Origin of the sequence: Winogradskyella algicola, from assembly GCF_005869935.1 — a bacterium.
In the GTDB taxonomy this organism is placed as follows: Bacteria; Bacteroidota; Bacteroidia; order Flavobacteriales; family Flavobacteriaceae; genus Winogradskyella; species Winogradskyella algicola.
The window spans coordinates 340,331-365,058 of record NZ_SZQF01000001.1 but is presented as its reverse complement, the minus strand read 5'-3'; the positions used below and the strand labels follow the sequence as shown (position 1 = coordinate 365,058).

27 protein-coding genes are annotated in these 24,728 nt (G+C 31.6%); 20 read left to right on the top strand and 7 right to left on the bottom strand.

Annotated features, from left to right (window positions below; genetic code table 11):
- The first annotated feature begins 1 nt into the window (after position 1).
- The 12 genes from FC091_RS01525 to FC091_RS01470 all read left to right on the top strand — a co-directional run bounded on the left by FC091_RS01525 (position 2) and on the right by FC091_RS01470 (position 10,974).
- Positions 2-430 (top strand): DUF2061 domain-containing protein, encoded by a 429-nt coding sequence (locus tag FC091_RS01525; protein ID WP_138432517.1) that lies wholly within the window; start codon positions 2-4, stop codon positions 428-430.
- 1 nt (position 431) lies between these two features.
- Entirely contained in the window at positions 432-1,031 is a 600-nt protein-coding gene (cysC, locus tag FC091_RS01520) for an adenylyl-sulfate kinase (RefSeq protein WP_138432516.1), read from the top strand.
- Positions 1,028-1,933 carry a sulfate adenylyltransferase subunit CysD gene (gene cysD, locus FC091_RS01515; RefSeq protein ID WP_138432515.1) on the top strand — a complete coding sequence of 302 codons (906 nt, stop codon included), beginning with the start codon at positions 1,028-1,030 and terminating at the stop codon, positions 1,931-1,933. The genes cysC and cysD overlap by 4 nt, the downstream gene beginning before the upstream one ends.
- A gap of 65 nt (positions 1,934-1,998) precedes the next feature.
- Positions 1,999-3,252 carry a sulfate adenylyltransferase subunit CysN gene (gene cysN, locus FC091_RS01510; RefSeq protein WP_138432514.1) on the top strand — a complete coding sequence of 418 codons (1,254 nt, stop codon included), beginning with the start codon at positions 1,999-2,001 and terminating at the stop codon, positions 3,250-3,252.
- Between the two features lie 18 nt (positions 3,253-3,270).
- Complete coding sequence (locus FC091_RS01505) at positions 3,271-3,828, top strand: hypothetical protein (protein ID WP_138432513.1); 558 nt, start codon at positions 3,271-3,273, stop codon at positions 3,826-3,828.
- A gap of 27 nt (positions 3,829-3,855) precedes the next feature.
- Complete coding sequence (locus tag FC091_RS01500) at positions 3,856-5,169, top strand: flippase (protein WP_138432512.1); 1,314 nt, start codon at positions 3,856-3,858, stop codon at positions 5,167-5,169.
- A 29-nt stretch (positions 5,170-5,198) separates the two neighbouring features.
- Entirely contained in the window at positions 5,199-5,738 is a 540-nt protein-coding gene (locus FC091_RS01495) for an acyltransferase (RefSeq protein ID WP_171032434.1), read from the top strand.
- The gene (locus tag FC091_RS01490) at positions 5,725-6,591 is read left to right on the top strand and encodes a sulfotransferase family protein (protein WP_138432510.1); all 867 of its coding nucleotides are present in this window, start codon (positions 5,725-5,727) and stop codon (positions 6,589-6,591) included. The genes FC091_RS01495 and FC091_RS01490 overlap by 14 nt, the downstream gene beginning before the upstream one ends.
- On the top strand, positions 6,579-7,865 hold the full coding sequence (locus FC091_RS01485; protein ID WP_138432509.1) for an O-antigen ligase family protein: 1,287 nt from the start codon (positions 6,579-6,581) through the stop codon (positions 7,863-7,865). The genes FC091_RS01490 and FC091_RS01485 overlap by 13 nt, the downstream gene beginning before the upstream one ends.
- Positions 7,862-8,965: a DUF1972 domain-containing protein gene (locus FC091_RS01480; protein WP_138432508.1), complete on the top strand. Its 1,104-nt coding sequence runs from the start codon at positions 7,862-7,864 to the stop codon at positions 8,963-8,965. Before FC091_RS01485 ends, FC091_RS01480 begins: the two co-directional genes overlap by 4 nt.
- A 124-nt stretch (positions 8,966-9,089) precedes the next feature.
- Positions 9,090-10,172 (top strand): O-antigen ligase family protein, encoded by a 1,083-nt coding sequence (locus tag FC091_RS01475; RefSeq protein WP_171032433.1) that lies wholly within the window; start codon positions 9,090-9,092, stop codon positions 10,170-10,172.
- The gene (locus FC091_RS01470) at positions 10,147-10,974 is read left to right on the top strand and encodes a sulfotransferase domain-containing protein (protein ID WP_138432506.1); all 828 of its coding nucleotides are present in this window, start codon (positions 10,147-10,149) and stop codon (positions 10,972-10,974) included. Before FC091_RS01475 ends, FC091_RS01470 begins: the two co-directional genes overlap by 26 nt.
- 117 nt (positions 10,975-11,091) lie before the next feature.
- Here the strand turns inward: FC091_RS01470 and FC091_RS01465 are convergent, their stop codons facing one another.
- Positions 11,092-11,895 (bottom strand): glycosyltransferase family 2 protein, encoded by an 804-nt coding sequence (locus FC091_RS01465; RefSeq protein WP_138432505.1) that lies wholly within the window; start codon positions 11,893-11,895, stop codon positions 11,092-11,094.
- Between the two features lie 6 nt (positions 11,896-11,901).
- Positions 11,902-12,987 (bottom strand): glycosyltransferase family 4 protein, encoded by a 1,086-nt coding sequence (locus FC091_RS01460; protein WP_138432504.1) that lies wholly within the window; start codon positions 12,985-12,987, stop codon positions 11,902-11,904.
- Positions 12,988-13,078: 91 nt separating this feature from the next.
- Here FC091_RS01460 and FC091_RS01455 point away from each other — a divergent pair, with 91 nt between their 5' ends.
- Positions 13,079-13,582, top strand: coding sequence for a hypothetical protein (locus tag FC091_RS01455; protein ID WP_138432503.1), 504 nt, complete (start codon positions 13,079-13,081; stop codon positions 13,580-13,582).
- Positions 13,583-13,692: 110 nt separating this feature from the next.
- Positions 13,693-15,048 carry an undecaprenyl-phosphate glucose phosphotransferase gene (locus FC091_RS01450; protein ID WP_138432502.1) on the top strand — a complete coding sequence of 452 codons (1,356 nt, stop codon included), beginning with the start codon at positions 13,693-13,695 and terminating at the stop codon, positions 15,046-15,048.
- On the opposite strand, the gene FC091_RS01445 is transcribed toward FC091_RS01450, so the two are convergent.
- Both FC091_RS01445 and FC091_RS01440 read right to left on the bottom strand, forming a co-directional pair.
- A complete protein-coding gene (locus tag FC091_RS01445) occupies positions 15,045-16,205 on the bottom strand; it encodes a glycosyltransferase family 4 protein (protein WP_138432501.1) in 1,161 nt (386 codons plus the stop codon). The genes FC091_RS01450 and FC091_RS01445 overlap by 4 nt on opposite strands.
- A gap of 4 nt (positions 16,206-16,209) precedes the next feature.
- A complete protein-coding gene (locus FC091_RS01440; protein WP_138432500.1) occupies positions 16,210-17,520 on the bottom strand; it encodes a phenylacetate--CoA ligase family protein in 1,311 nt (436 codons plus the stop codon).
- Between the two features lie 85 nt (positions 17,521-17,605).
- On the opposite strand from FC091_RS01440, the gene purD reads away from it, so the two are divergent.
- Positions 17,606-18,877: a phosphoribosylamine--glycine ligase gene (purD, locus tag FC091_RS01435; protein WP_138432499.1), complete on the top strand. Its 1,272-nt coding sequence runs from the start codon at positions 17,606-17,608 to the stop codon at positions 18,875-18,877.
- Here purD and FC091_RS01430 read toward each other — a convergent pair.
- Complete coding sequence (locus FC091_RS01430; protein WP_076619351.1) at positions 18,872-19,099, bottom strand: DUF6341 family protein; 228 nt, start codon at positions 19,097-19,099, stop codon at positions 18,872-18,874. The two genes, purD and FC091_RS01430, sit on opposite strands and share 6 nt — an antisense overlap.
- A 116-nt stretch (positions 19,100-19,215) precedes the next feature.
- On the opposite strand from FC091_RS01430, the gene FC091_RS01425 reads away from it, so the two are divergent.
- Positions 19,216-20,133, top strand: a complete 918-nt coding sequence (locus tag FC091_RS01425) for a DUF6427 family protein (RefSeq protein ID WP_138432498.1) — start codon at positions 19,216-19,218, stop codon at positions 20,131-20,133.
- On the opposite strand, the gene upp is transcribed toward FC091_RS01425, so the two are convergent.
- Positions 20,122-20,781, bottom strand: coding sequence for a uracil phosphoribosyltransferase (upp, locus tag FC091_RS01420; protein ID WP_138432497.1), 660 nt, complete (start codon positions 20,779-20,781; stop codon positions 20,122-20,124). The two genes, FC091_RS01425 and upp, sit on opposite strands and share 12 nt — an antisense overlap.
- A gap of 74 nt (positions 20,782-20,855) precedes the next feature.
- Here upp and FC091_RS01415 point away from each other — a divergent pair, with 74 nt between their 5' ends.
- Together FC091_RS01415 and FC091_RS01410 are read left to right on the top strand one after the other, a co-directional pair.
- On the top strand, positions 20,856-21,464 hold the full coding sequence (locus tag FC091_RS01415; protein WP_138432496.1) for a DUF4254 domain-containing protein: 609 nt from the start codon (positions 20,856-20,858) through the stop codon (positions 21,462-21,464).
- A 43-nt stretch (positions 21,465-21,507) separates the two neighbouring features.
- Positions 21,508-22,530: a glycosyltransferase family 9 protein gene (locus FC091_RS01410; RefSeq protein ID WP_246035779.1), complete on the top strand. Its 1,023-nt coding sequence runs from the start codon at positions 21,508-21,510 to the stop codon at positions 22,528-22,530.
- 45 nt (positions 22,531-22,575) lie between these two features.
- On the opposite strand, the gene FC091_RS01405 is transcribed toward FC091_RS01410, so the two are convergent.
- Positions 22,576-23,634: a ferredoxin--NADP reductase gene (locus FC091_RS01405; protein ID WP_138432495.1), complete on the bottom strand. Its 1,059-nt coding sequence runs from the start codon at positions 23,632-23,634 to the stop codon at positions 22,576-22,578.
- 114 nt (positions 23,635-23,748) lie between these two features.
- Here FC091_RS01405 and FC091_RS01400 point away from each other — a divergent pair, with 114 nt between their 5' ends.
- Complete coding sequence (locus FC091_RS01400) at positions 23,749-24,081, top strand: PadR family transcriptional regulator (RefSeq protein ID WP_076619360.1); 333 nt, start codon at positions 23,749-23,751, stop codon at positions 24,079-24,081.
- A gap of 2 nt (positions 24,082-24,083) precedes the next feature.
- Positions 24,084-24,728, top strand: coding sequence for a hypothetical protein (locus FC091_RS01395; RefSeq protein ID WP_138432494.1), 645 nt, complete (start codon positions 24,084-24,086; stop codon positions 24,726-24,728).

Sequence of the window (24,728 nt, the reverse complement as noted above, 5' to 3'; positions counted from 1 at the left end):
TATGGCTGACGCTTCTTACAAACGACATATAGCAAAGACGATTACTTGGAGAATAATAGGAACTTTAGACACTATTGTTCTTTCATGGATAATTACAGGAGACCCCTTAGCAGGCATAAAAATAGGTGTTGCGGAAGTTACAACTAAAAGTGTATTATATTATCTTCATGAGCGTGTTTGGTTTAAGATTAATTTATCTAAGGATGGAATTATTTTAGAAAGCAGAAAACGCCATATAGCAAAAACGTTTACTTGGCGATTTATAGGAACTTTGGACACTATGACCTTGGCCTGGATTATTTCAGGTAATCCTCTCTCTGCATTAAAAATAGGCTTTGCAGAAGTGATTACTAAAATGATATTATACTATCTGCATGAACGCGCATGGTATAAAGTGAATTTTGGTTTAACGAAAAGAAATGAAGATTAATATGAACAAAAATATTATACCACACAATTATCAAATTTCTGTTAATGACAGAAGAAAGAGCAATCAACACAATTCTTTTCTTCTTTGGTTTACAGGTTTGTCAGGATCAGGTAAATCCACAATAGCGAATGTAGTAGAGCAAAAACTTCATCAAAAAGGTATAAAAACGTTTACGCTTGATGGCGATAATATTAGGAAAGGAATTAATAATGATTTAACCTTTTCTCCCGAAGATAGAACAGAAAATATCCGTAGGATTGCTGAAGTTGCAAATTTAATGGTAAATGCGGGTTTGGTGACACTTGCAGCATTTGTGTCGCCTTACAAAAAAGACAGAGAGAACATTAGAAGTATCGTTAAAGATGTTAACTTTGTCGAGATATTTATTAATACCAGTCTGAAAGAGTGTGAAAGTCGTGATGTAAAAGGGCTTTACAAGAAGGCACGCGCTGGGGAAATAAAAAATATGACAGGAATTTCAGCTCCTTATGAGGCACCAGAAAGCCCTGATATTGAAATAAAAACAGAAAACGAATCGGTTGAGGCAGCTGCGCAACGAATCGTAGATTATATTACACCAAAATTGTCAAAGCAACAATGAGTAAGTATTATTTAAATTATTTAGATGAATTAGAGAGTGAAGCAATTTTTGTTTTACGTGAAGTTTGGGCACAATTTGAAAACCCAGTAATATTATTTTCAGGAGGAAAAGATTCTATTTTGATAACACACTTAGCAAAAAAAGCATTCTATCCAGCAAAAATACCATTTCCATTAATGCATGTTGACACTGGTCATAATTTCCCAGAAACCATTCAGTTTAGAGATGATATTATTAAAGAATTAGGTGCGCAGCTTATTGTTGGTTCTGTTCAAGAATCTATTGACGAAGGTCGTGTTGCTGAAGAGAAAGGGAAAAATGCTACGCGTAATGCACTTCAAATTACAACACTTCTTGATGCTATTGAGGCAAATAAGATTGATTGTGCTATTGGTGGTGGACGTCGTGACGAAGAAAAAGCAAGAGCTAAAGAGCGTTTCTTCTCTCATAGAGATGATTTTGGACAATGGGATCCTAAAAACCAACGACCAGAACTGTGGAATATCTTCAATGGAAAGCATTTTGAAGGAGAGCACTTTAGAGCATTCCCAATAAGTAACTGGACAGAAATGGATGTTTGGAATTATATAAAACGCGAGAATATAGCAATTCCTTCATTGTACTTTGCACATGAACGCGAAGTAGTTTGGAGACAAGACTCTTGGATTCCAAATTCTGAATTTTTAGTACTAGAAGACCATGAAGAAGTGGTGACTAAAAAAATACGTTTTAGAACGTTAGGTGATATTACTATTACTGGTGGTGTAGAGTCTGATGCCGACACATTAGAGAAAATTGCTGCTGAAGTTGCAGGTATGAGAAATACCGAACGAGGAAACAGAAGTGACGATAAGCGATCAGAATCTGCTATGGAAGACCGTAAGCGTCAAGGATACTTTTAATCAATATTAAATAAAAAATTAACTGTTATGCCAAATTATATTTGGCATCTCATATAAAGAATAACATGTTAGACAACAATCAATTATTACGTTTTACCACTGCAGGAAGTGTAGATGATGGAAAAAGTACATTAATAGGGCGTTTGCTATACGATTCTAAATCTATTTTTGAAGACCAGCTTGAAGCTATTGAAAACACAAGTAAGAAAAAAGGTCATGAAGGTGTGGATTTAGCACTGTTTACAGACGGTTTAAGAGACGAAAGAGAGCAAGGTATTACTATTGATGTTGCTTACAGATATTTTACAACACCAAAGCGTAAATTTATAATTGCCGATACACCAGGACATATTCAATACACTCGCAATATGGTTACTGGAGCTTCAACAGCTAATGTAGCGACTATTCTAATTGATGCACGACATGGTGTCATTGAGCAAACTAAACGTCATGCATTTATAGCGTCCTTATTGCAAATACCACACATTATTGTTTGTGTAAACAAAATGGATTTGGTTGATTTTTCAGAAGAAGTATTTAATAATATTGTGTCAGAATTTGAAGAAGTATCTTCAAAAATGCTTGTAAAAGATGTTCGTTTTATACCAATGTCAGCACTATTAGGAGACAATGTTGTAAACAAGTCAGAAAATATGCCTTGGTATCAAGGCGCTCCTATGTTACACACTTTAGAAACAATGCACATTAGTAGCGATATAAATAAAGTAGATACTAGGTTTCCTGTACAAACAGTTATTAGACCACAACGAGAAGGCTTCATAGATTACAGAGGCTATGCTGGCCGTGTGGCAAGTGGTATTTTAAGAAAAGGTGACGATGTTACTGTAATGCCTTCAGGGTTTACATCAAAAGTAAAAAGCATCAATTTTTATGATAAAGAATTAGAAGAAGCTTACGCACCAATGTCAGTTTCTATAACTTTAGAAGACGATATAGACATTAGTCGTGGGGATATGATAGTTCGCACTAATAATAAACCAGAACCATCTCAAGACATTGAAGTGATGCTTTGTTGGTTAAATAACAGTTCAGCTAAGCCACGAGCTAAATATACAATCAAGCATACTTCTAACGATCAAAAAGCAATGATTAAAGAAGTAGTTTATAAATATGACATTAGTACCTTAGAGCGAAATAATGAGGACGGTGATTTAACAATGAATGATATTGCTAAAGTTAAAATACGCACTACAAAACCTTTAATGATAGATCCTTATAGAGAGAATCGCACCACAGGAAGTATTATTTTGGTAGACGACACTACTAATGAGACTGTGGCTGCTGGAATGATAGTTTAATAAACACTCATAAAAACCATGAATAAATTTTATATATACTTATTTATTGCGTTTGCTTTTTTAGGTTGTAATGATGATAGAAAAAATCCCGAAAAAAGCACAATAGACTTAATAGAGACCAAAGATAATATAAGTAATGATACTAACAGTTTCTTTACTCTAAAAATGAATGCTGCAGTAAAAAAAGATGGGGATTTAACACTATTTTATCTAGAAGACGGACAAAACAAAATAACAAGAAAAAACTCGGTTAATATACCTGTTGTAGGAAATGAAAATTTTCAAACTTTAACTTTTAGAATAGATAAAGATATTTTACCGACAAGATTGATTTTGAAGTTTGGAAATTCAGAAAAATCTCAAACTATCGTTTTTAATGAAATTTTAATCACTTGTAATGATAATGAGATATTAATCACTAAAGAAGATTTTTTCTGGAACTTTAACCCTAATAAGTTTGTTAATTACGATAGAGAAAGCTTTACAGCTATTGCAGCTGAGAAAGATGGAGTTTTTGATCCGTTTTTCGTATCAAGAAAAACCTTAGAAGACAAAATATATTTAGAGTTGCCTTAATTATTACTGGGAAATAAATATGTTTTAATGAGACTTAAAGTAACAAGTCAAATACAAAAATTTCTAAATAATTATGATTTAGAAAAGTTAATAAAAAATTCCGGAAGTGTTTTTTTTAGAAGGATAATAGGTATGGCATTAAGCTTTGTTTGGGTTTTCGCCATTACAAACCTTTATGGATCTAAAGTATACGGTTTAGTATCTATTAGTCAAGTTTTGATTAGCTTTTTAGGTGTTTTTTTTTGTTTAGGAATTGATACTGCTTTAATTAAATTAGGCTCAATGACTAAGCATTATTCTAAGGGTATTAGTCATTCTACTTTTTTAAGAAAATCGATAGGCATAGTTTTAATCTCATCATCTCTATGTACAATTACTGTTTTCTTACTTAAAAATAGTTTAACGTTTCATGTATTTAAAAAAGAAGAATTATCTAACTACTTAATATGGGTAAGTTTACTGTCTATTTTATTTTTATCTCATAAGGCATTCACAAGTTTTTTAACTGTTGAGGGAAAGTTTAATCGATATGGTAATTTTTACTTTTTATATCCCAATATAGGTATTCTATTATTCGTTTTACTTTGCTATTATTTTAAATGGCCACCATACTTTATAATAATTGGATATATTTTATCTTATGGTATTTTTGGTTTAATTCAGCTAGTATCTTTAATTAAAATTCCTTTAAAAAAAAGAATTAGTATAGGCCATAAGGAAATTTTAAAACTCTCTACGCCAATGATGATTAGTTCGTCTTTTTTATTTGTATCTAGTTGGACCGATGTGTTAATGTTGGGCGCAATGGTAAGAGAAGAAGATGTTGGTATTTATAATGTAGCTTTTAAAGTAGGTAGTTTAGTTTTAGTTATTATTGCCGCCGTAAATACTGTATTAGCACCTAAAATTTCTGCTTTTTTTGAAGGAAATAACCTAGATGGTATTAGGAAAGAAGTACACAAGGCAACTAAGATTATTTCGTTTATGAGCTTGCCTTTTGTTCTTCTTCTAATTATATTTAGAATACCGATACTTAGATTATTTGGTGATGAATTTATTGCAGGCGAAATGGTGTTGATAATTATTTCTTTGGGAATGTTATTCAATGCTATGTCTGGTAGTGTGGGGCAAATTTTAAACATGACTAGCTACCAGAAGCAATTTCGAAACTTTACAATAATAAGCGCCATAATTAATGTGGTTTTAAATTATTTTTTAATAAATAAATATGGAATAGAAGGCGCTGCAATAGCCAGCCTAGTGTCTAATCTAATGATTAATATAATGTGTTTAATTTTTGTGAAACAAAAATTTGATTTTTATGCTTTTTTCAGAATATGATATACGTTGTACAAAAATATAGACAAAAAATGTCTAAAAGATTTTATACTATTTATTACAGGCTTAAGTTTTTAGGAATTATAAAATTTGAAAATAAAAGCTCTATAGAGAAAAGATTTAGTATAAAGACATTTAATTTTAAAAATTCAAAACTAAAAGTTTATTTAAAACAGGGGGCTAGTATTCAACATGATGTTATAATTCAGGGTTCGGGTAAATTAGAGGTTGGTGAAAATAGTTTTATTGGATCTTTTTCAACCATTGGGGTAAACTCAAAAATAGTTATAGGTAAGAATGTAATGATAGCTCAAAATGTATCAATAAGAGATTCAGACCATAGATTTGACAATCCAACTTTACCAATGATTCAACAAGGTATAGTTACGGGCAATGTTATTATAGAAAATAATGTATGGATAGGCTATGGAGCAGTAATTACTAAGGGAGTTACTGTAGGGCAGGGCTCAATAATAGCAGCAAACGCTGTTGTAACTAAAGATGTGCCAAAAAATGCCATTATGGGTGGCGTACCCGCAAAAATTTTAAAATATAGGGATGAACAAAATTGATTTTCTGTGTGTAGGTGTCCAAAAAGCAGGCACAACCACATTGCATAATGTTTTAGGGCAGCATCATCAATTGTGTCTACCTGAAAAAAAAGAAACTCATTTTTTTAGTGATGAAGATATTTACAGTAAGGGAACCCCCCATTATTTAAAATATTTTGATCATTCTAAGCCTTATGAGTTTTATGGTGAAGTTGATCCAGAATATTCTTATTTTATAGAATCAGCAGAGCGTATATTTGATACTTTTGGACGAATCAAAATTATATTTATACTCAGAAACCCTATAGATAGGGCATATTCCCATTATTTAATGACAAAGAGAAGGGGATTAGAAAATCTTTCATTTGAAGAGGCAATGGACAAAGAGAGTGATAGAATAAGCAATAAGAAAGATAAAATGCATTACAGTTACCGTTCTAGAGGATTTTATTCAGAACAACTCTTAACATATGAACAATATTTTGGTATGGAAAATATAAAAGTATTGCTTTTTGAGGAGTTCATTGAGAAAACTAAAGAGAGCATAATTGATATTGCCAAATTTATTGGATTGAGTGATTTTGAGTATAAGATAGAGAAAGTAAGTAATCCTGCATCTGAACCCAGGTTAAAGAAAGTGCAAAAGTTCATACATAAAGACAACAAAATCAAAAAATCTATAGGAAGTTTAATACGTTCAAAGGAAACTAAGCGTCGTATAGCAGAGTATTTGGAAAGTTTAAACTTAAAAGCTTCGGACAAAAAGAAAATACCTTATACTACCAGAAAAAATTTATATCTAACATACTATAAAAAAGAAATTGATGATCTTGAAAGAAAATTTAACTTAAATCTTGAAGCTTGGAAAAACTGATAATTAAAATACCATCAAGAAACAACAATCTAGGACTCTTCTTGATTCTAATTTTAATTGCGATAAGTCAATTTACTATTGAACTTAACTTTATGCTTTTAGTTATAGTGTCTTTTTATTTCTTTTTAAAACATATCAAATTTTACAATAGAATTATTAATATACTATTTCCATTAATTTTAATTTTTTTATTGGCAATAGTTGGTTCTGTTTTCCGTTTCCCAAGTATAGTTGATTTTATAAAGGATTGTGTACATTTAACAACACCTATTTTTGCAATAATTTTTGGATATTATTTTATAAAAAGTACAGACCATAGTAATAAAAACACTATTATAAAATGGTTGATGCTTTACTGTTTTTTAGTTTCAGTTATACATATTGTCAAAGTATATCTAAATTTAGATGATGATTGGAATACAGCTGGAATAAGGGAAATAGGAGGTAAAGGAAGCCCTGAAGAAGCATTTATTTATAGTCTTTTTTTAGTTTTTTATAGAAAAAGGAAATTTAGAATATTTTCTAAAATGTTTACCAACTTATTTATTGTTGTTGTTACGCTATCAATATTATTTTATTTTTCACGAACAACGATGATTGCTATTGTTCTATTTTTAATTTCATTTAATAGAGTTACTCAAGTAACAAAGAAACAAGTAATATATTTTATAGGCATTTTATTTTTTATTTTAGGATTTATAGTATCTCTTCAATTTATGGATATAAAAAGAGATTCTAAGGGAGTAGAGTCATTTTTATATAAACTTAAAATTGCACCTCAAGAGATTTTTAATGCTGATATTGATATAAATGACCATACACAATTATGGGATAAATGGAGAGCCTATGAAGTAAAAAAGGCAGTTGAAACAATGGCCGAAGAAGATAGTTATATTCCCTTTTTTATTGGAATGGGTGCTGGCTCATTAGTAGATTTAGATTTTGTAGCTCCGCTGAATAGAGAAGGAATGCAGTATATTCCTCATATTCATAATGGTTATGGATATATTTTTTTTAAGACCGGGTCAACAGGAGTTGTGATATTACTATTATGGATTTTTTATATGTATACATATATTTACAAGAAGCCTTTAAATGCTGAACAAAATATATATTATGTCAGTGTTTCGGGTATAGGATTATATCTGCTTTTTTCCACGCTTGTAATTAACGGTATTTATAATTTCAGACCAATAATGCCAGTAATTTTAGGCATGATGTTAGCTATGACCTCTTCATTTAGTATGGAGTCTAAAATGAAAAGAGTAGAATGAAAATAGGAATTTTAGGAACAAGGGGCATACCTAACCATCATGGAGGTTTCGAACAATTTGCCGATTTTTTTGCAGTATATGCTAAAGAAAAAGGACACGATGTATATGTCTACAACTCTCATCTTCATCCATATAAAAAGGGTAATTATAAAGGAGTAAATATTATTCATGCTTACGATCCAGAGTCTAAGATAGGTACAGCTGGCCAATTTATTTATGATTTCAATTGCATTAGAGATTCTCGAAAAAGGGACTATGATATCATTTTACAGCTAGGCTATACAAGTAGTTCTATTTGGGGTTGGTTGTTGCCTTCAAAGCCTACCATTATTACGAATATGGATGGTTTAGAGTGGAAAAGAAGTAAATACTCTAAAAAGGTACAAAAGTTTTTATTATATGCAGAAAAACTCGCCACTAAAACAAGTGATTACTTAATTTCAGACTCTATAGGAATTCAATCATATATTAAAAAAAAATATAATAAGAACTCTGAGTATATTGCTTATGGAGCTAATGTTTTTATACCAAACGAAAAAGCTAGTTTCACATACGAGGATTTAGCAACCAATGAATACTTCTTACTCATTGCAAGGATGGAACCCGAGAATAATATTGAAATAATTTTAGATGGCTATGTAAGAAGCAATTCAGAATATCCATTTTGTGTAATAGGAAACGTAGATTCCACATCCTTTGGAAGTTATTTAAAAAAGAAGTTTAGTAAACATAAGGGTATACGATTTTTGGGAGCAATTTATGATTTAGAAACTTTAGACAACTTAAGGTTTAACTCAAGGTTATATTTTCATGGACACTCTGTCGGAGGGACTAATCCTTCATTATTGGAGGCAATGGGTTCTCATTCTCTTATTGCAGCTCATCACAATGATTTTAACTATGCTATACTTGAAGACGATGCTTTTTATTTTAAGTCAGCCGATGAGGTATCAGAGCTCATTAAAAATGAAAACAAAAAGGATAGGCTTGATTTAATTAAAAGAAATAGTAATAAAATTGAAACAAAATTTAGCTGGGAATATATAAATGAAAGTTATTTAAAGTTTTTTAATACTTGTTTTAATGAGAAGAACAAATGATATATGGGAAACGATATTTGGTTACCTAACATTAGTTCTATTGTGTTCTATTCTGCTAGGTTATTTTTTTAGTAGTCTTGCATTTGGAATTTGGTTTGCTTTCTCGATTATATGGATTGTTAAGATGAAACAATTTCATATTCAAAAAGCAATTATTCCTTTTTTGTGTTTTAGTTTGTTCTCTATTATTTCGGTGATTTGGTCTGTAGATAAACCGCAAACAATACATGGTATAGGGAGGCAAATTCCATTATTTCTTTATGCTATTTCAGGTATGTTTTTGCCAAAAATATCTCCCCTAGAAGTTAGAAAAATATTCAATCGGTTTTCAGTTTTTGTGTGTTGCTTAGCAGCGACCTTAATTATACTAGCTATTTTAAGATATTATAAGTACGAATTTGAAGAATTTTTGTATTACCATGAATTGGTATCACCTTTAGATTTAAACGCAATATATGTATCTTATGTGGTTTCATTTTGTTTTTTATACACGCTTCAGGATAATAAGGGTAAAGTACTTCTTAAGACGATAAAGCTTTTAGTTTTAGGTTTTTTTTTAATTCTTCTCTCTTCTAAAATGATACTGACCACAACGGTTTTTATATCTGCCATAATGGTATTTTTTAAAATTAAAAGAAATTTACATAGATTGCTATTACTTGGTTTTATTTTCATAACCTCGTTATTCGTTTTAGTTTTTGCAAACCCAATAAAAAATAGATTTGTTTCTGAGTTTAATACATCTTATACAGAGATTTTAAATGAAAAAAAGTTTGAAAAAGGTAGGGTATATACAGGTATAGAGGCAAGATTATTGCAGGTAAGAGTTTTTAATGAAATAATGAACTCACCAAAAAAATATTTTTTAGGTGTTGGCTTAGATGCTTCAAAAAAAGAAATAAAAAATATACATGCAAGATTAAATACGCCTATAAGGTTCCATACTTATAATTTTCATAATCAATATTTACAGATTTTTGCAGAACTTGGTATCGTTGGACTACTAATGTTTATTATAAGTCTTACGCTGGCTTTAAAAAGAGCATTTAAAATCAAATACTTATTACCCTTTATAATTATAAGTATATCATTATTTATAACCGAGTCGGTTATATGGAGACAAAGAGGAATACTCTTCTTTGGCACACTTTACATTTTACATTTTACATTAGATAACCAAAATGAAAGCAAAGAACAACTTAGATAAATACAGATATTATTTCTCTAAACGAATAGAGATTTTTTTCCATAGCCTTAAAAAGTCACAGATAAAAGGAAGAAAGCAAGGGCCTAAAGTAGTATTAAATTCTTTACCTAAATCTGGTACACATCTTTTAGAAAGCCTCTTTTTACAGTTGCCATTTATGAGACATTGTGGAAAAAAAACACTTAGGTTAGAAACTCAAAACCCTATTGAACCAAAGCTTAAGGTATTATCTTCAATTAAGAACGGACAATTCTTGCTTGGCCACATGCAATATCATGAAAAGGCTCTAAAAACTATAAATACTAAAAATACAAAAATCATCCATTTAGTACGAGACCCTAGAGATGTACTATTATCTCACTTAAATTATATAGAGAAAATGGATACAACCCAAAAATCTCATAAATTCATTGCGTCTTATGACTCTAGGATCGAAAAATTAAAAGCAATGGTTAAGGGGAAAAAAGATGTACTAGAGCCATTCCCAGAAGTCTTAGATAAATTTTTACCCTGGACAAAGTCTAGTAATGTTTTGTGTGTAAAATTTGAACATCTAATAGGTCCAAATGGAGGTGGAGATAGACATAAACAAGAGGCAGCTGTAAAAAGTATTTGTAAACACATATCCATTGAGTTAGATCCACAGCAATTGGAAGATGTCTGTGATAAGATATATTCTGTCAAGAGCTCTACCTTTAATAAGGGAAAGATTGGAAATTGGAGTAGTGCATTGAGTGAAGAAGAAAAGAAATGGTTAAATGATATTATTAGAAGTCAAATAGCTAGTTATGGTTATAAATAGCTTGTATGTTAATCTAGGTTTTTAGTAATGTCCAAGTATTTTAATTTCTAGGATTAGAAAAAATACTGTAGAGTTGTTAAGCACGGTTATAAGTAAAATGAAAAAAGTAATGAATCTTCAATAATTTCCTTTTATCTTTTTTACAAGTTCATTAGCATTTAAACACACATTAGCTATTATTTTACTCATACCCTTAAAATGCTTTGCTATATAAATACGATATCCTTTTACGAGTAAGTTGTTTTTTGCACCATTAAATCCAACAAAATGTATGTACTCCAAAGAGGGAACAAATACTCTTTTATAACCCCGTTTTGCCGCTTCCATATTATAGTCAACATCTTCAACATACATAAAAAAGGATTCGTCAAGACCGCCTATATCGTCCCATAAATTTTTCGGAGTTACTAAAAAAGAACCTGATAACCAACCAACTTCTATAGGGTTGTGGCTTAAAAAATTTCCTGAAGCAAACTCATTGTTAATTATTGAAAACCATTTAAAATAAAATAGATGATAAGGTTCGGGCAATAAACCGGTAGAAATAGTATAATCCCTATTTCCATTCAACATCTTTATTCCTAAAACACCTATTTTAGAATCTCTATCCATTAAATCTAAAATAGATTTTAAAGGATTAAGTAAAATAGTATCATTATTCAACAATAGCAGATAGTCTCCTTTTGCGTGTTTAGCGGCAGCATTATTACCGCCCGCAAAACCTAAATTATCATTAGAAGCAAAAAGCTTAACTTTATCACTATAATTAGCTTGTAAAAACTCTATAGAATTATCTTTAGAGGCATTGTCCCAAATTATAATTTCATATAAAAAATCGCAACACTGCTTTTCAATTGAGTCTAAACAGTCAGCTAAATATTTTTCCCCGTTATAATTAACAATTATTATTGATAGTTTCATTAATTGTCATATTGTTTTTAAAATGTTTAGAATCTCGTTAGAGGCCCTCTTCCAGCTAAACTCTGAAGATCTTTGTTTTCCTTTTTCAATAAGGTTGTTCCTAAGGATATTGTTTTCTAATAAAAGATTAATTTGATTGGCAATTTCGCTTGGGTCATTTGGGTCAATATAAAGTGCAGAATCACCGCAAACTTCGGGTAAAGAAGTTTTATTAGAAACAACAACTGGCGTCCCATAATACATAGCCTCTAAAGGCGGCAAGCCAAATCCTTCTGCAAAAGAAGGAAAGCAAAAAATCAAAGCATTTTTATAGAAAAACTCAATATCCTCAAAATCTATGTAACCAACTTTAAAGACTCGGTCGTTAACTTTTAAATGGTTGATTAATTGGTCTAAATTGGATGTCTTATGATCAGATTTGCCTACAATAACCAGAGAAATTTCTTCAGAGACTAAAGGCAATGCTTTAATAAGGTTTTGAATATTTTTTCTTACATTCAATCTTCCTAAATAAAGTATAAATTTATTAGGTAAATCGTATTTCTTAAAGATATTTACCTTATTTAAAGATTGTTTATTATTTGCCAAGCCAAGACCATGATATACTACAGTAATATTTTTGTCTTTACAAAACCCGTGCTTTAGCATTCGTTCTTTTTCTGAATAAGATATTGTAATAACATGGTCTGCACGTTTAGAGAGATATTTCATTGGATAAAAGTAAATTCTTTCTTTTAAAGTGAAGAATTCGGGAAAATCTATAAATAGTGCGTCATGAACATAATTTACAATTTTTTTTGCGCCAAATAGAGGCGCGTAGTTTTGATATATGCATACATCCAAATTGTATTTAGATGTATAAAATGGCATAATAAAAATGTTCGTTACAGCATTTAAAAGGTTTGGTATGTATACGAGGTGTATATTAGGTTGTTCAATAGGAAATTTTAAATGACGATCTTTTTTGCTTAAAAAAATATAAAAGTCTATAGTAGGATCTTCTTTTACAATATGATTCACAATGTTTTCCACGACAACTTTACCGCTTGGGTGCCCATTAAAGTACCATTTGGCATCAATCCCTATTTTCATTTGTTTTACTCATAATTTGGCGGCTAAATTACTAAAGTTTAATTTTAGAACACCAAAAGATACTAATTTATAGTAAGACTAATTTTATTAGATGAAAACTAAAAACTATTTATTTATAATATTCTTCTTTACATTATTTTCGCTTAACTCATGTATTAAAAACTGCTTAGATAGTGGGTTTATGTTTAGAATAAGACTAGAGCTAGAAACCTCAAAAAGCGGATTATTAATTCTTAAGTATAATTCTAAAAATTCTAAAAACTTAGTTGCAAAATCCGAGATAGTAAAAATAGAAGAGTCTCAATTTGTTGAGTTTTGTTTAGAAGAGGAACCATTAGAGTTTAAAATTTATTTTATAGAGAGTGTTGAGAAAGTTGATTTAAAGGTTTTCAGCGTATTACTAGAAAACACGAGCAGACAAATGTTTATAGAGCAAGAAATGTTTTATTTGTATTTCAAAAACAACCAGAATGTTCAGTATAATAAAGATACTAATACGTATGTTTTTAATCCACATAAAGTCGGAGAAAAAAATTCTTATTTAGGCTCTAGAGAAAGTTTAAAAAAAAGACTAGCAAAGAGACTAAAGCTTTAGTTTTAAGAGGTAGATTAAACAAATATTGATTCGCTATATTCGGGTATCTTTTTTATTTTTATCATATTTGCTGATTAAAAAAATTACAGTTTCAAACAAAGGTTAGTAATTTGAGTTTATTTAAACACGGAAGATATTCAGGGTATTTAAGACCTATTTCTTATTTAATAGATTTATGCATCATAAATACTGTTGCGGCATTATACCTTTTTAAGACCCAAGACTCATTTATTTTTATCTCCTTTATTACTGTGGGCTGGGTTTTATTGTCAGTTTATTCTAAATTCTATGAGGTTTACAGATACACAAGACCAGTTAACATATTGTCATTAATTGTTAAACAATTAATACTTTTTACACTCCTTGTTTTTGCTTTTTCTGGTTTATATCATAACTTAAAAATTTATCCAAGGCCTATTGTTAAGTACTCTTTATTATGTTTTACACTAATCACAGGCTTTAAATTTGCGATTTATTATTTATTACAAAAATATAGAGTTTCGTTTGGTGGTAATTTCAGGTCTACCGTGATTATAGGTCTTAACAAGAAAACCCTAGCACTAGAGAATTTTTTTAATAAGAATCCAGAATATGGTTATTTACATAAAAAAACTTATAGCTTTAAAAATAAAGAGCAAACTCTAAATGAATGTTTTGAATACATACTAAGCGAAAATATAGATGAAATATATTGTTCTATATCAGAGTTAACAAATTCACAAATAGCAGATATAGTGGACTTTGCAGATAACAATCTTAAGATTCTTAAGTTTATACCAGATAGTAAGGAGATATACTCAAAAAAACTAAGGTATGAATACTATGATTACATCCCAGTACTTACTTTGCGCAATATACCTTTAGAAGACTCAGTAAATATGATTATCAAACGTACGTTTGATATTTTATTCTCTAGTATTGTTATAGTATTTATTCTATCATGGCTTACACCTATAATTGCCATACTTATAAAATTAGAATCAAAAGGCCCAGTGTTTTTCAAACAATCGAGAAACGGTTTTAATTATAAAGAGTTTGATTGTTATAAATTCAGGTCAATGACACCTAATAAAACGGCGCATTTACATCAAGCAACAAGAGGAGATCAGCGTGTTACTAAGGTGGGAAGATTTATCAGAAAAACTAGTATAGACGAATTGCCCCAATTTTTCAATGTATTGTTCGGCGACATGTCGGTTGTTGGACCAAGACCACATATGGTAAGCCACACAAATATGTATGCCAAAAAGATTGATAAATTTATGGTAAGACACTTTGTGAAACCAGGCATCACAGGCCTAGCTCAGATAAGTGGGTTTAGGGGAGAGGTAGAAACAGACAAGGATATCATAGGGAGAGTTAAGTATGATATATTTTATATAGAAAACTGGTCTATATTGCTAGATATAAAAATTATTGCCCAAACCTTCATTAATGCCATAAAGGGAGAGGATAAAGCCTATTAGAGCAGTTTTTTTAATAGTTTTAACTGAATTTCAAAATCAAAGTTTTTATAAGCTGTTTGTTGAATCTTTTGTTTTAAATCAACATTCAACTTTTCTTTTTCTATAGATTTTACTGTTGAATTTAGATCATTGTAATCACCAGCTCTAGCAACCCATCCCAGGTTGTACTCATTAATTACACCCTCACCTTCGCCTCCACCAAAATAAAGCATAGGTAAGCCTAATTTAGCGTATTCAAATATTTTTGAAGGTACAGAGCCATAAATTCTATTTAATAGTGGAATAATCACGATATCATAATTTTTAAGCTCACTGTGAAGCTTAGCTCTGTCAACTCTTCCATAAAAGTGTATAGGCAAGTCTTTGTTGTTTTCAATAAATGCTTTGATGTCGTTTTCTTCAGCACCAGAACCATAGATGTGTAGTTCTATATTGTCATAATCAAGTTCTTTACAAAGCTTTAAAATACCTTGCGCAACACCCAAAAGACCAGCATATACAATTTTCAAAGTATTATTATCTAAGGAGGTTTCAGTAATGTCTTGTCGGTTGATATTTGGATAGTTTCTATAAAGAAACAATTGCGGTTTTGAGGTAATCTTACCCACATGAGTTAAGATCTCGTTACTCTGTCCTAAAACCAAATCAGCAGCTTTGTAATTAAAATGTTCTAGTTTTTGAAGCATTTTATAACCAAACCCTTGTTTTAAAGCGCCAAGTTCAAAACCAGCACTAGGCCAAAGGTCACTAACGTTTAAGATGAGTTTTCGTTTTTTAGACCGTAAAAAAAACATACAAGTAAAAGCAACCAAGAGCGGCGGAGATTGCACAATGACTTTATCCGGAATTTTATGCCACATAAAAAACCACACCAAACTCATACTGTAAGATAGCATAGCAAATAAACGCACAAACTTGTTTTTAGATTTACTAGCATATAGCCAAAGCCTAACAATAGTGATATTATTCTCACGAGATTTCACTTTAAATTTGCCCTTGTAAGCATCAAAAATTTTACCAGTAGGATAATTTGGTAAAGGAGTTACTACAGTAACATTATAGTCAGATTGTAAGCCTTCAGCTAAATGAAAAATACGGTTAGAAGCCGCACCAATTTCTGGTGGAAAATAACTCGTTACTATCATTATGTTTTTCATTGGCTTAATTTATGAATGATGTAAACTGTTTTAGTTTCCCGGATTTTGAACGGTCTAATTTTACAACACGCTCAAAAGTAATAGAAATATTAGGTTCTAAATATTGAACCATCGCCTTTCTAATAGTTTCTTCTTCACTTAAGAGGAGTTTAGTTTTACTCACATATGTTATCTTAAAAACATCTAACTGTAATTGCTCTATAACAAACTCGGATACGTTTCCATCGTTTTCAATAACGCTTTTGGTAATGTAGTAAAAGGTAAGTCCAGCTGCAGTTTTTCCGCTTGGTAAATGAGCAATATCGTTAGTACGACCTATTAATTGTTTTAAAATAGGCTTTTTTAAGGTGCTGTTTTCACCTAAAATCCCTATGTCTCCAATATCATATCGAATAAAGGGATGCGCTTTATTGTAAAGCGAGGTAATTACAATGCGCCCTTCTTGTCCATAAGGCAGTATTTTGTCGTTGTCATCTAAAATTTCAACATACAGCGTTTCACTATTAACCTGCCATTGATCTTCTGTATTCTGAAAAGCGATGAGGTCTAATTCAGATGCTCCATATTCGTTTACAATGGGCACTCCAAATTGTGTTTCTAACAGTGTTTTGTCATCATCAAAAAGCATTTCAGAAGTAACGATGCAGACTTTTAAAGTAGGACAAACAGTTTTTAAAACAATATCTTTTCTTTTAAGGAATTTGGCAAATTGTACTATAGAACTTGTGTAGCCATTGATATAGTCAAAAGATGTAGATTGAAACTTTGCTAATACGTTTTTAAAAGCGTTATCACTCAAATCAAAAACCGAAAACCGATAGCGATGACTAAACCAATCTTTTAATCGTTCTTTATAATAGCCTTTTTTATCCAGAGGAATCCCGTAAAATCGAGCTTGTTTAGAGGTGTTAAAGTCAATACCAAACCACCCAAAACGATGCATGATTTCTGCCCAGGTAAGCGCATGGCACCATTTGTCTTTTGCAAAAATAAAAGGATCTCCAGAGCTACCAGAGGTTTTGTTTACATACACAGAATTTGCCGTATAGCCATCACTTAAGCGTTGCTCTAAGGGTTGCTGTAAATGACGCTTGGTCATAACAGGTAAGGACTCCCAATTGTTAATATTAGCCGTCTTGCTAAACGATTTATAGAACTTGTTATTTTCTGTATGAAAGGATACAATTTCTCGCCGCTTAGTCTTTAAATAGACCTTAAATTCATCATTATTGAGCATTTGAATATTTTGCAAAGCAGATTTAGCCTTGGTAATATCAAAGCCATTAAGTTTTAAGGAAAAATTGAATAGTTGCAAGATCTAAAATGAGCAATAAGGTTTATGTAAATTAATTGTTTTTTCATCGTAAAACCAATTATTTTTGCGCAAACAAAACACAATCATGAATATTTTAGTCTTAGGGTCTGGCGGAAGAGAACATACATTTGCATGGAAAATTACGCAAAGTAGCAAGTGCACTAACCTTTACGTTGCACCAGGAAACTCAGGTACAAGTGCCATAGCAACTAATTTAGACCTTTCGGTTACCGATTTTAAAGGCATTAAAGATGCCGTACTAGCTAATAATATAGAATTGGTTGTTGTTGGGCCAGAAGACCCTTTGGTACAAGGTATACACGACTTTTTTCTAGAAGACGAAGCGTTAAAAAATGTGGCTGTAATTGGCCCTCAAAAAGCAGCCGCAGCGTTAGAAGGATCTAAAGAATTTGCCAAAGAGTTTATGTCGCGATATAATATTCCTACAGCAGCTTACCAGAGCTTTACCAAAGATAATGTAGAAGAAGGCTATAAATTTTTAGAAACTCTAGAGGCTCCGTACGTTTTAAAAGCAGATGGGTTAGCAGCAGGAAAAGGTGTTTTAATTCTTAATGATTTAGAAGAAGCAAAAACCGAATTAAAACATATGCTCGTTGATGCCAAATTTGGTAACGCAAGTACTAAAGTGGTTATTGAAGAGTTTTTAGATGGTATTGAGTTAAGTTGTTTTGTGCTAACAGATGGGAAGGATTACAAAATACTGCCAACGGCCAAAGATTATAAAAGAATCGGAGAAGGTGATACAGGATTAAACACTGGAGGCATGGGTGCTGTGTCTCCCGTGCCATTTGCTACGGATGAATTTTTAAATAAAATTGAAAATAAAATTGTTAAACCAACAGTTGATGGTTTACAGAAAGACAATTTACCATATGTAGGTTTCATTTTCATAGGATTGATTAAAGTAGGCAACGATCCAAAAGTCATTGAGTATAACGTAAGAATGGGAGACCCTGAAACTGAAGTGGTTTTACCAAGATTAAAATCAGATATAGTTGAAATTTTTATTGCCATGGCAAACGGTTCACTGTCCGATGTGTCTATAGATATCGACGAGCGTGCCGCAACAACAATTATGCTAGTATCTGGTGGATATCCTGAAGCTTATGAAAAGGGTAAGGAAATTACAGGACTAGAAAAGATTGAAGACGCTATCTTATTTCATGCAGGAGCAAAAGATACAGATGGTAAAGTGGTAACTTCTGGTGGTCGTGTTATGGCTGTAACATCTTATGGAAACACGTACCAAGAAGCCATAAAAAAATCTTATCAAAATATAGAAAAACTACATTTTGATAAGATGTATTATCGTAAAGATATTGGATTCGATTTATAAATAAGAGTGAGAAGTAATACTCTTGTCCTCTTCGTTGTTAGCGTTGTATTTTGCTAATTGCTTCATCCAATAAACAAATGCAACAAAACCAATAGCCATAAAAAACCAAGACATAATGTTTGCGGCAAACCAAGAAGAAAGCTCTAATTCTCTTAAATAATCTAATGGTGCAAACAATACATTAACAAATAAATCTTGTATTGCGTAAAAGAAATCCTTCATAACTTTATAAATTTACTCGGCTAGCGAGATTTAAATTATATTTATACTCACATCCAATATAGCTTTGCTAAATAGCTAAAACATCTAATTGGATAACAAAAATACAAAAACAGTAAATGATTACAAGCATTTTTAGTAAATCTAAGCCCATAAACTTTATAATGGTTGCAGGTTTTGTGGTTGTACTCTTTATTACTTCTAATTTTAGCGTACTTTTTACAGATATAAATTTAATTTTAAAGGCTTTAAGTAGACTGGTTATTACTGTTTTTTTTATTTTTCTTTTAGATTTTATTATTTCAAAAAATAATCTTAACAAGAAAAATAGTTATGCCATAATGACTTTTGGTTTGTTGTTTGGTATGTTCCCAGAGGCGTTAAAAAATTCAGATTTATTGCTTGCTAATCTATTTATATTATTTGCCTTAAGACGCCTTATTAGTTTACAAACCAATCTGCATATTAAGAAAAAGCTTTTTGATGCTGGGTTTTGGATTATGATTGCAACACTGTTTTATTTCTGGGCCATTTTATTTTTCGCTGTTGTCATAGTGGCTTTAATTTACCATTCTAAAAACAACTTAAAAAATGTAATTATTCCTTTTGTCGGTGTCGCTACAGTAATCTTATTACTAGTTGCCTATAATATTAGTGTATACGATATGTATATAAGACCAACTAATTTTAGCCGTTTTGCAAGTGTTGATTACGCTGTATATAATAACAAAACTTTTATTTTAAAGTTTACAGTTCTATTTACGTCTTTTGTATGGATACTGATCTACTTCTTTAGAAGTATACAAGACAAAAACAAAAAATTGAAGCCCTCTCTTTTTCTTATTGCTTGGTCTTCTATTATTGCTATTCTAATCGCTATAATTGCGCCTCTTAAGAACGGGAGTGAATTTATCTTTTTATTTGCACCATTTTCTGTAATTATGGCAAATTATATCGAAGTTGTTTCAGAAAAATGGTTCAAAGAAGTTTTCATTTCGTTACTAATAATAACACCTATTGTTAGTTTATTGCTGTAATTTATTACCAAACGCTAAGTCTCCAGCATCACCCAAACCGGGTACAATGTAACCTTTCTCGTTTAGCGTATCATCGATATCTGCAATCCATAGGTGCGCATTTGTATCAAAATGCTTAGAAACAAAATTAACTCCTTCTTGTGCACCAATAACACTTACCAAATGAACATCCTTAGGTGTGCCAAAGGGTTTAAGCGCTTCGTAAGTAGCTACCATGGATTGTCCCGTAGCTAACATAGGATCTGCAAGGATTAAGGTTTTGTCTTCAAGGCTTGGGCAAGCTAAATATTCAACGATAATTTCAAAACTTTCAGGATTGTGTTTGTGGTGTCTGTAGGCAGAAATAAATGCGTTTTCTGCTGCATCAAAGTAATTCAATAAGCCACTATGCAGAGGAACTCCTGCTCTTAAGATTGAGCATAATACAATATTATTTTTATATAAACTTGTATTGTGGTTGCCTAAAGGGGTTGCTGTCTTGTGTGCTTCAAAATGAAGTGATTTGCTTAATTCATAACCTAAAATTTCACCTATACGCTCTATATTTCTTCTAAAACGCATACTGTCTTTTTGAACATTAACCGCTCTAATTTCAGACATAAAAGTATTTAAAATTGAAGGCGTTTCAGAAAGGTTATGAATTTGCATAATGATGTCTTTTTCTTAAATGGCTAAGTTAATAATTCAAAGTATATTTGCATATTCAAATCAAATTATTCCATATGTTTTCAGATAAAGCAAACAGTATTTTTCAAGACGTAATTAAAACCTATAAAGTTTTAAATACCGTAGATCAACCATTTACAAATAAGTATGATAAAAATGAAGATCTGATAGCACATTTACTATACAGAAAATGTTGGATAGATACTGTACAATGGGCTTACGAAGATATTATTAGAGACCCAAATATAGATCCTGTTGCGGCATTAAAATTAAAACGTATGATTGATGCTTCTAACCAAGACAGAACAGATACTGTTGAATACATTGATAGTTATTTTCTAGATAGATATAAAGATGTCGAGGTAAAGCCAGATGCTAAAATTAATTCTGAAAGTCCTGCTTGGGCTATAGACAGACTTTCTATTTTGGCATTGAAAATCTATCATATGCACTTAGAGACTGTGAGAGAAGACGCTACCGAAGCTCATAAAGCAGCTTGCCAAAAGAAATTAGATGTTTTACTAGAACAACGTAAAGATCTTAGCACTGCAATTGACGATTTACTAAACGATATCGCCAACGGAGATAAGTACATGAAAGTTTATAAACAAATGAAAATGTACAACGACGATGAGCTTAATCCTGTTTTAAGAGGGCAAAAATAAGCCGTCATCCTGAACGTGTTTTAGGATCTCTTTTCTGAAATTAATGTCAGCAGCTAAACACATACTCGTCATAAGATTTTCGGCAATGGGAGACGTTGCTATGACGGTGCCTGTGTTGCGTACATTAACCTCACAACATCCACAAGTAAAAGTAACCGTTGTTACCAGAGCGTTTTTTAAACCTTTGTTTGAAGACCTACCAAACGTTGAGGTTTTTACTGCAGACCTTAAAGGCAAATACAAAGGTGTTTTAGGACTTTATAAGCTGTCAAAAGAACTTAGAACGTTAGGTTTTGATGTTGTTGCTGATCTTCATAACGTTTTACGAAGTAAAATTTTGAAGCTATTTTTCTTCGGAAAAAAAGTGATTCAGATTGATAAAGGCAGAGCAGAGAAGAAGGCTTTAGTTTCTGGTGAAGCAGTAAGACAACTAAAAACTACACATCAACGTTATGCAGATGTGTTTAAAGCATTAGGCTTTCTAGTTGATTTATCACAGCCAAAATTTCCAAAAGCAAAACCTTTATCCAAAACAGTTTTAAATTTAGGTATTAACAGCAATGAAACTTTAATAGGTATTGCACCATTTGCAGCTTACGAAAGTAAAACGTATCCGCTTGAAAATATGGAGGCCGTTATTTCAGAATTATCTAAAGAGTACAAGGTTATCTTATTTGGAGGTGGTGTTAAAGAAATAGAAATACTTAATGACATTGAGGCTAAGTATGATAATGTGGTTTCTATTGCAGGAAAAATGTCGTTTGATGAAGAGTTGGAGTTAATTTCAAATTTAGAATTAATGCTTGCCATGGATTCTGGAAACGGACACTTAGCCGCTATGTTTGGTGTAAAAGTGATTACGATTTGGGGAGTTACCCATCCTTTTGCTGGTTTTGTGCCTTTTAATCAACCTAAAGATTTTCAGCTTACAGCAGATCGCAGCCAATACCCAAAAATACCAACATCTATTTACGGTAACAACTATCCTGAAGGCTATAAAAACGTAGCAGGAAGCATTGCTGTAACAACTATTATTTCAAAAATAAAGTCTGTAATTCCTGCCTAAGCAAGAGTCTAATAGTCTACTGATCTAAAAATCTAAGCATCTAGTTTACACATCGTCATAATCCACAACAATAGTTGCAGATGTAGGATGTGCTTGGCACGTAAGGATTAAACCTTCAGCCACTTCATTATCTGTAAGAATGTTGTTTTGTCGCATCTTAGCATCGCCTTCTGTAATACGGGCTATACAACTGCTACAAATACCACCTTGGCAAGAGTACGGAGCGTCAATATCTTGTTTTAATGCAGCTTCAAGAATGGTTTGCTCTTTAGACATTTCAAATTCAAAGTCTTCATCGTCCACCAATACTTTTATTTTGGTATTGCCAGATAAATCTTCAACCGAATTTTCGTTTTCTGCGACAACAGGAGCTGTAAACAATTCAAAGAAAATGGCTTTTTCTTTAATACCGTTTTCAATTAATGTGTCTTTTACAGTATGAATCATAGCTTCTGGTCCGCACAAATAAAATGCTTCTATATTAACACCTTGGTACTTGTTCTTAATGATAAGATTAACCGTGCTTTTTTCTATACGACCTAAAAGTGCACCTTCTTCGCGCGATTGGCTATAAATAAAATGGACATGAAAACGATTACCATAATTGGCTTGCATTTCTACTAAATCTTTAAAAAACATCGTGTCTTTTGAAGATTTGTTACCATAAACTAAAATAAAATTACTAAACGGCTCTTCTTCTAAAAGTGTTTTGGCAATGCCTAAAATCGGTGTAATACCACTACCTACAGCAAAGGCAGCAACGGTTCTTGTTTTAGCTTCATTGGGTTCAAAAACAAAGCGACCGTTGGGCTCAGCAACCTCAATAGTATCTCCTGCTTTTAGCGCGGTATTGGCGTATACCGAAAATGTACCACTATCAACCGCTTTTACGGCAACAGTTAGATCTCCACTGTTTTTAGAGGAGCAGATAGAATAATCTCTTCTAACAGCTTCACCATTAATATCTGTTTTTAGAGTAATGTATTGTCCTGCCTTAAAAGAAAAAGTGTCTTTTAAGTCCACAGGAATTTCAAAAGTTATAGCTACCGATTTTTCAGTAACGTTTTCAATAGATTTTATAGTAAGGTTGTAAAATTGTGCCATTGCAAAAAAATTTATGCAAAAATAAGGAAGGATGGTTGTTTTGACGATTTTTTTAAGATTATTATAATACCTAAGAAACTTATACATAAGAAAATTATGTATATTTGTGCTACTATGAGTAATTCAAAATTATATAAAGGGAGTTTAAATACCATCATTTTAAAGTTGCTAAACGAAAATGATAAGATGTATGGCTACGAGATTACCCAAAAAGTTAAAGAGTTAACTAAGGGTGAGCTTAAAATTACTGAAGGAGCACTCTATCCTGCATTACACAAATTAGAAGCACAAGGTTTACTAGACGTTGAGGTGGCAAAAGTAGATAATCGATTAAGAAAGTACTACAAGCTAACCGAAAATGGTACCAAAGAAACCGCAAACAAGCTCGAAGAATTAGCGGAATACATAAAAACAATGCAAGCTTTGGTAAATCCTAAATTGGCTTAAGAATGAAATTAACAAAAGAAGATATACAATTTATAGACCAGTATCTCGAAAATTCTGATGTTGTACATGTAGACATTAGAATGGAAATGACGGACCATGTAGCTTCAGAAATTGAAGCTATGATGGTGGGTGGAGACCAAAGAGCGTTCTATTTTATTTTTAAAGATTACATGGTCGCCAACAAGCACAGCTTGCTTTCAAACAATAAATCGTTTATTAAAGCAACGGATAAACAATTAAGCCTAAGTATCTTTAAAGCCTTACTAAAATGGCCAAGTCTGCTCACGTTTTTTATTTGTATGTTGCTTTTTACAAGCCTTAACATGGTAACTAACATTAGTGTATTAAAAAGTTGGGTTGGTGTATTGCCACTTATTGGCTTTGTGTTTTTTGGTGTAATTTATTTCGTGCAATTAAAATGGTTTAAGCTAGAGCGTTTTTCTGCCTTAGAACGCATGGGTTTTATTTATGTTATGGCGTTCCACTTGTTTCATTTGTGTTGGAACATTTCAAATTTTAAAAAGGTTGAAAATAATTATGTGGTCTATATTCTGTCTAGTTTAGCACTAGCTCTTTTAGTAGCCATGGTTTTAGTGGTAAAAAGTAGGATAAGCGAATATCAAAATAGATTTGAAAAATTGGTTTAA

What these genes read in the sequence shown, in the direction of transcription:
- FC091_RS01500 (WP_138432512.1), top strand. Translation starts at nt 3,856, where the DNA reads ATGAGACTTAAAGTAACAAGTCAAATACAAAAATTTCTAAATAATTAT.
- FC091_RS01470 (WP_138432506.1), top strand. Translation starts at nt 10,147, where the DNA reads ATGAAAGCAAAGAACAACTTAGATAAATACAGATATTATTTCTCTAAA.
- cysC (WP_138432516.1), top strand. Translation starts at nt 432, where the DNA reads ATGAACAAAAATATTATACCACACAATTATCAAATTTCTGTTAATGAC.
- FC091_RS01395 (WP_138432494.1), top strand. Translation starts at nt 24,084, where the DNA reads ATGAAATTAACAAAAGAAGATATACAATTTATAGACCAGTATCTCGAA.
- FC091_RS01405 (WP_138432495.1), bottom strand. Translation starts at nt 23,634, where the DNA reads ATGGCACAATTTTACAACCTTACTATAAAATCTATTGAAAACGTTACT.
- FC091_RS01400 (WP_076619360.1), top strand. Translation starts at nt 23,749, where the DNA reads ATGAGTAATTCAAAATTATATAAAGGGAGTTTAAATACCATCATTTTA.
- FC091_RS01460 (WP_138432504.1), bottom strand. Translation starts at nt 12,987, where the DNA reads ATGAAAATAGGGATTGATGCCAAATGGTACTTTAATGGGCACCCAAGC.
- FC091_RS01490 (WP_138432510.1), top strand. Translation starts at nt 5,725, where the DNA reads ATGAACAAAATTGATTTTCTGTGTGTAGGTGTCCAAAAAGCAGGCACA.
- FC091_RS01495 (WP_171032434.1), top strand. Translation starts at nt 5,199, where the DNA reads ATGTCTAAAAGATTTTATACTATTTATTACAGGCTTAAGTTTTTAGGA.
- FC091_RS01410 (WP_246035779.1), top strand. Translation starts at nt 21,508, where the DNA reads ATGTCAGCAGCTAAACACATACTCGTCATAAGATTTTCGGCAATGGGA.
- FC091_RS01475 (WP_171032433.1), top strand. Translation starts at nt 9,090, where the DNA reads ATGAAACAATTTCATATTCAAAAAGCAATTATTCCTTTTTTGTGTTTT.
- purD (WP_138432499.1), top strand. Translation starts at nt 17,606, where the DNA reads ATGAATATTTTAGTCTTAGGGTCTGGCGGAAGAGAACATACATTTGCA.
- FC091_RS01415 (WP_138432496.1), top strand. Translation starts at nt 20,856, where the DNA reads ATGTTTTCAGATAAAGCAAACAGTATTTTTCAAGACGTAATTAAAACC.
- FC091_RS01505 (WP_138432513.1), top strand. Translation starts at nt 3,271, where the DNA reads ATGAATAAATTTTATATATACTTATTTATTGCGTTTGCTTTTTTAGGT.
- FC091_RS01430 (WP_076619351.1), bottom strand. Translation starts at nt 19,099, where the DNA reads ATGAAGGATTTCTTTTACGCAATACAAGATTTATTTGTTAATGTATTG.
- FC091_RS01425 (WP_138432498.1), top strand. Translation starts at nt 19,216, where the DNA reads ATGATTACAAGCATTTTTAGTAAATCTAAGCCCATAAACTTTATAATG.
- FC091_RS01455 (WP_138432503.1), top strand. Translation starts at nt 13,079, where the DNA reads ATGAAAACTAAAAACTATTTATTTATAATATTCTTCTTTACATTATTT.
- upp (WP_138432497.1), bottom strand. Translation starts at nt 20,781, where the DNA reads ATGCAAATTCATAACCTTTCTGAAACGCCTTCAATTTTAAATACTTTT.
- FC091_RS01525 (WP_138432517.1), top strand. Translation starts at nt 2, where the DNA reads ATGGCTGACGCTTCTTACAAACGACATATAGCAAAGACGATTACTTGG.
- cysD (WP_138432515.1), top strand. Translation starts at nt 1,028, where the DNA reads ATGAGTAAGTATTATTTAAATTATTTAGATGAATTAGAGAGTGAAGCA.
- FC091_RS01465 (WP_138432505.1), bottom strand. Translation starts at nt 11,895, where the DNA reads ATGAAACTATCAATAATAATTGTTAATTATAACGGGGAAAAATATTTA.
- FC091_RS01445 (WP_138432501.1), bottom strand. Translation starts at nt 16,205, where the DNA reads ATGAAAAACATAATGATAGTAACGAGTTATTTTCCACCAGAAATTGGT.
- cysN (WP_138432514.1), top strand. Translation starts at nt 1,999, where the DNA reads ATGTTAGACAACAATCAATTATTACGTTTTACCACTGCAGGAAGTGTA.
- FC091_RS01480 (WP_138432508.1), top strand. Translation starts at nt 7,862, where the DNA reads ATGAAAATAGGAATTTTAGGAACAAGGGGCATACCTAACCATCATGGA.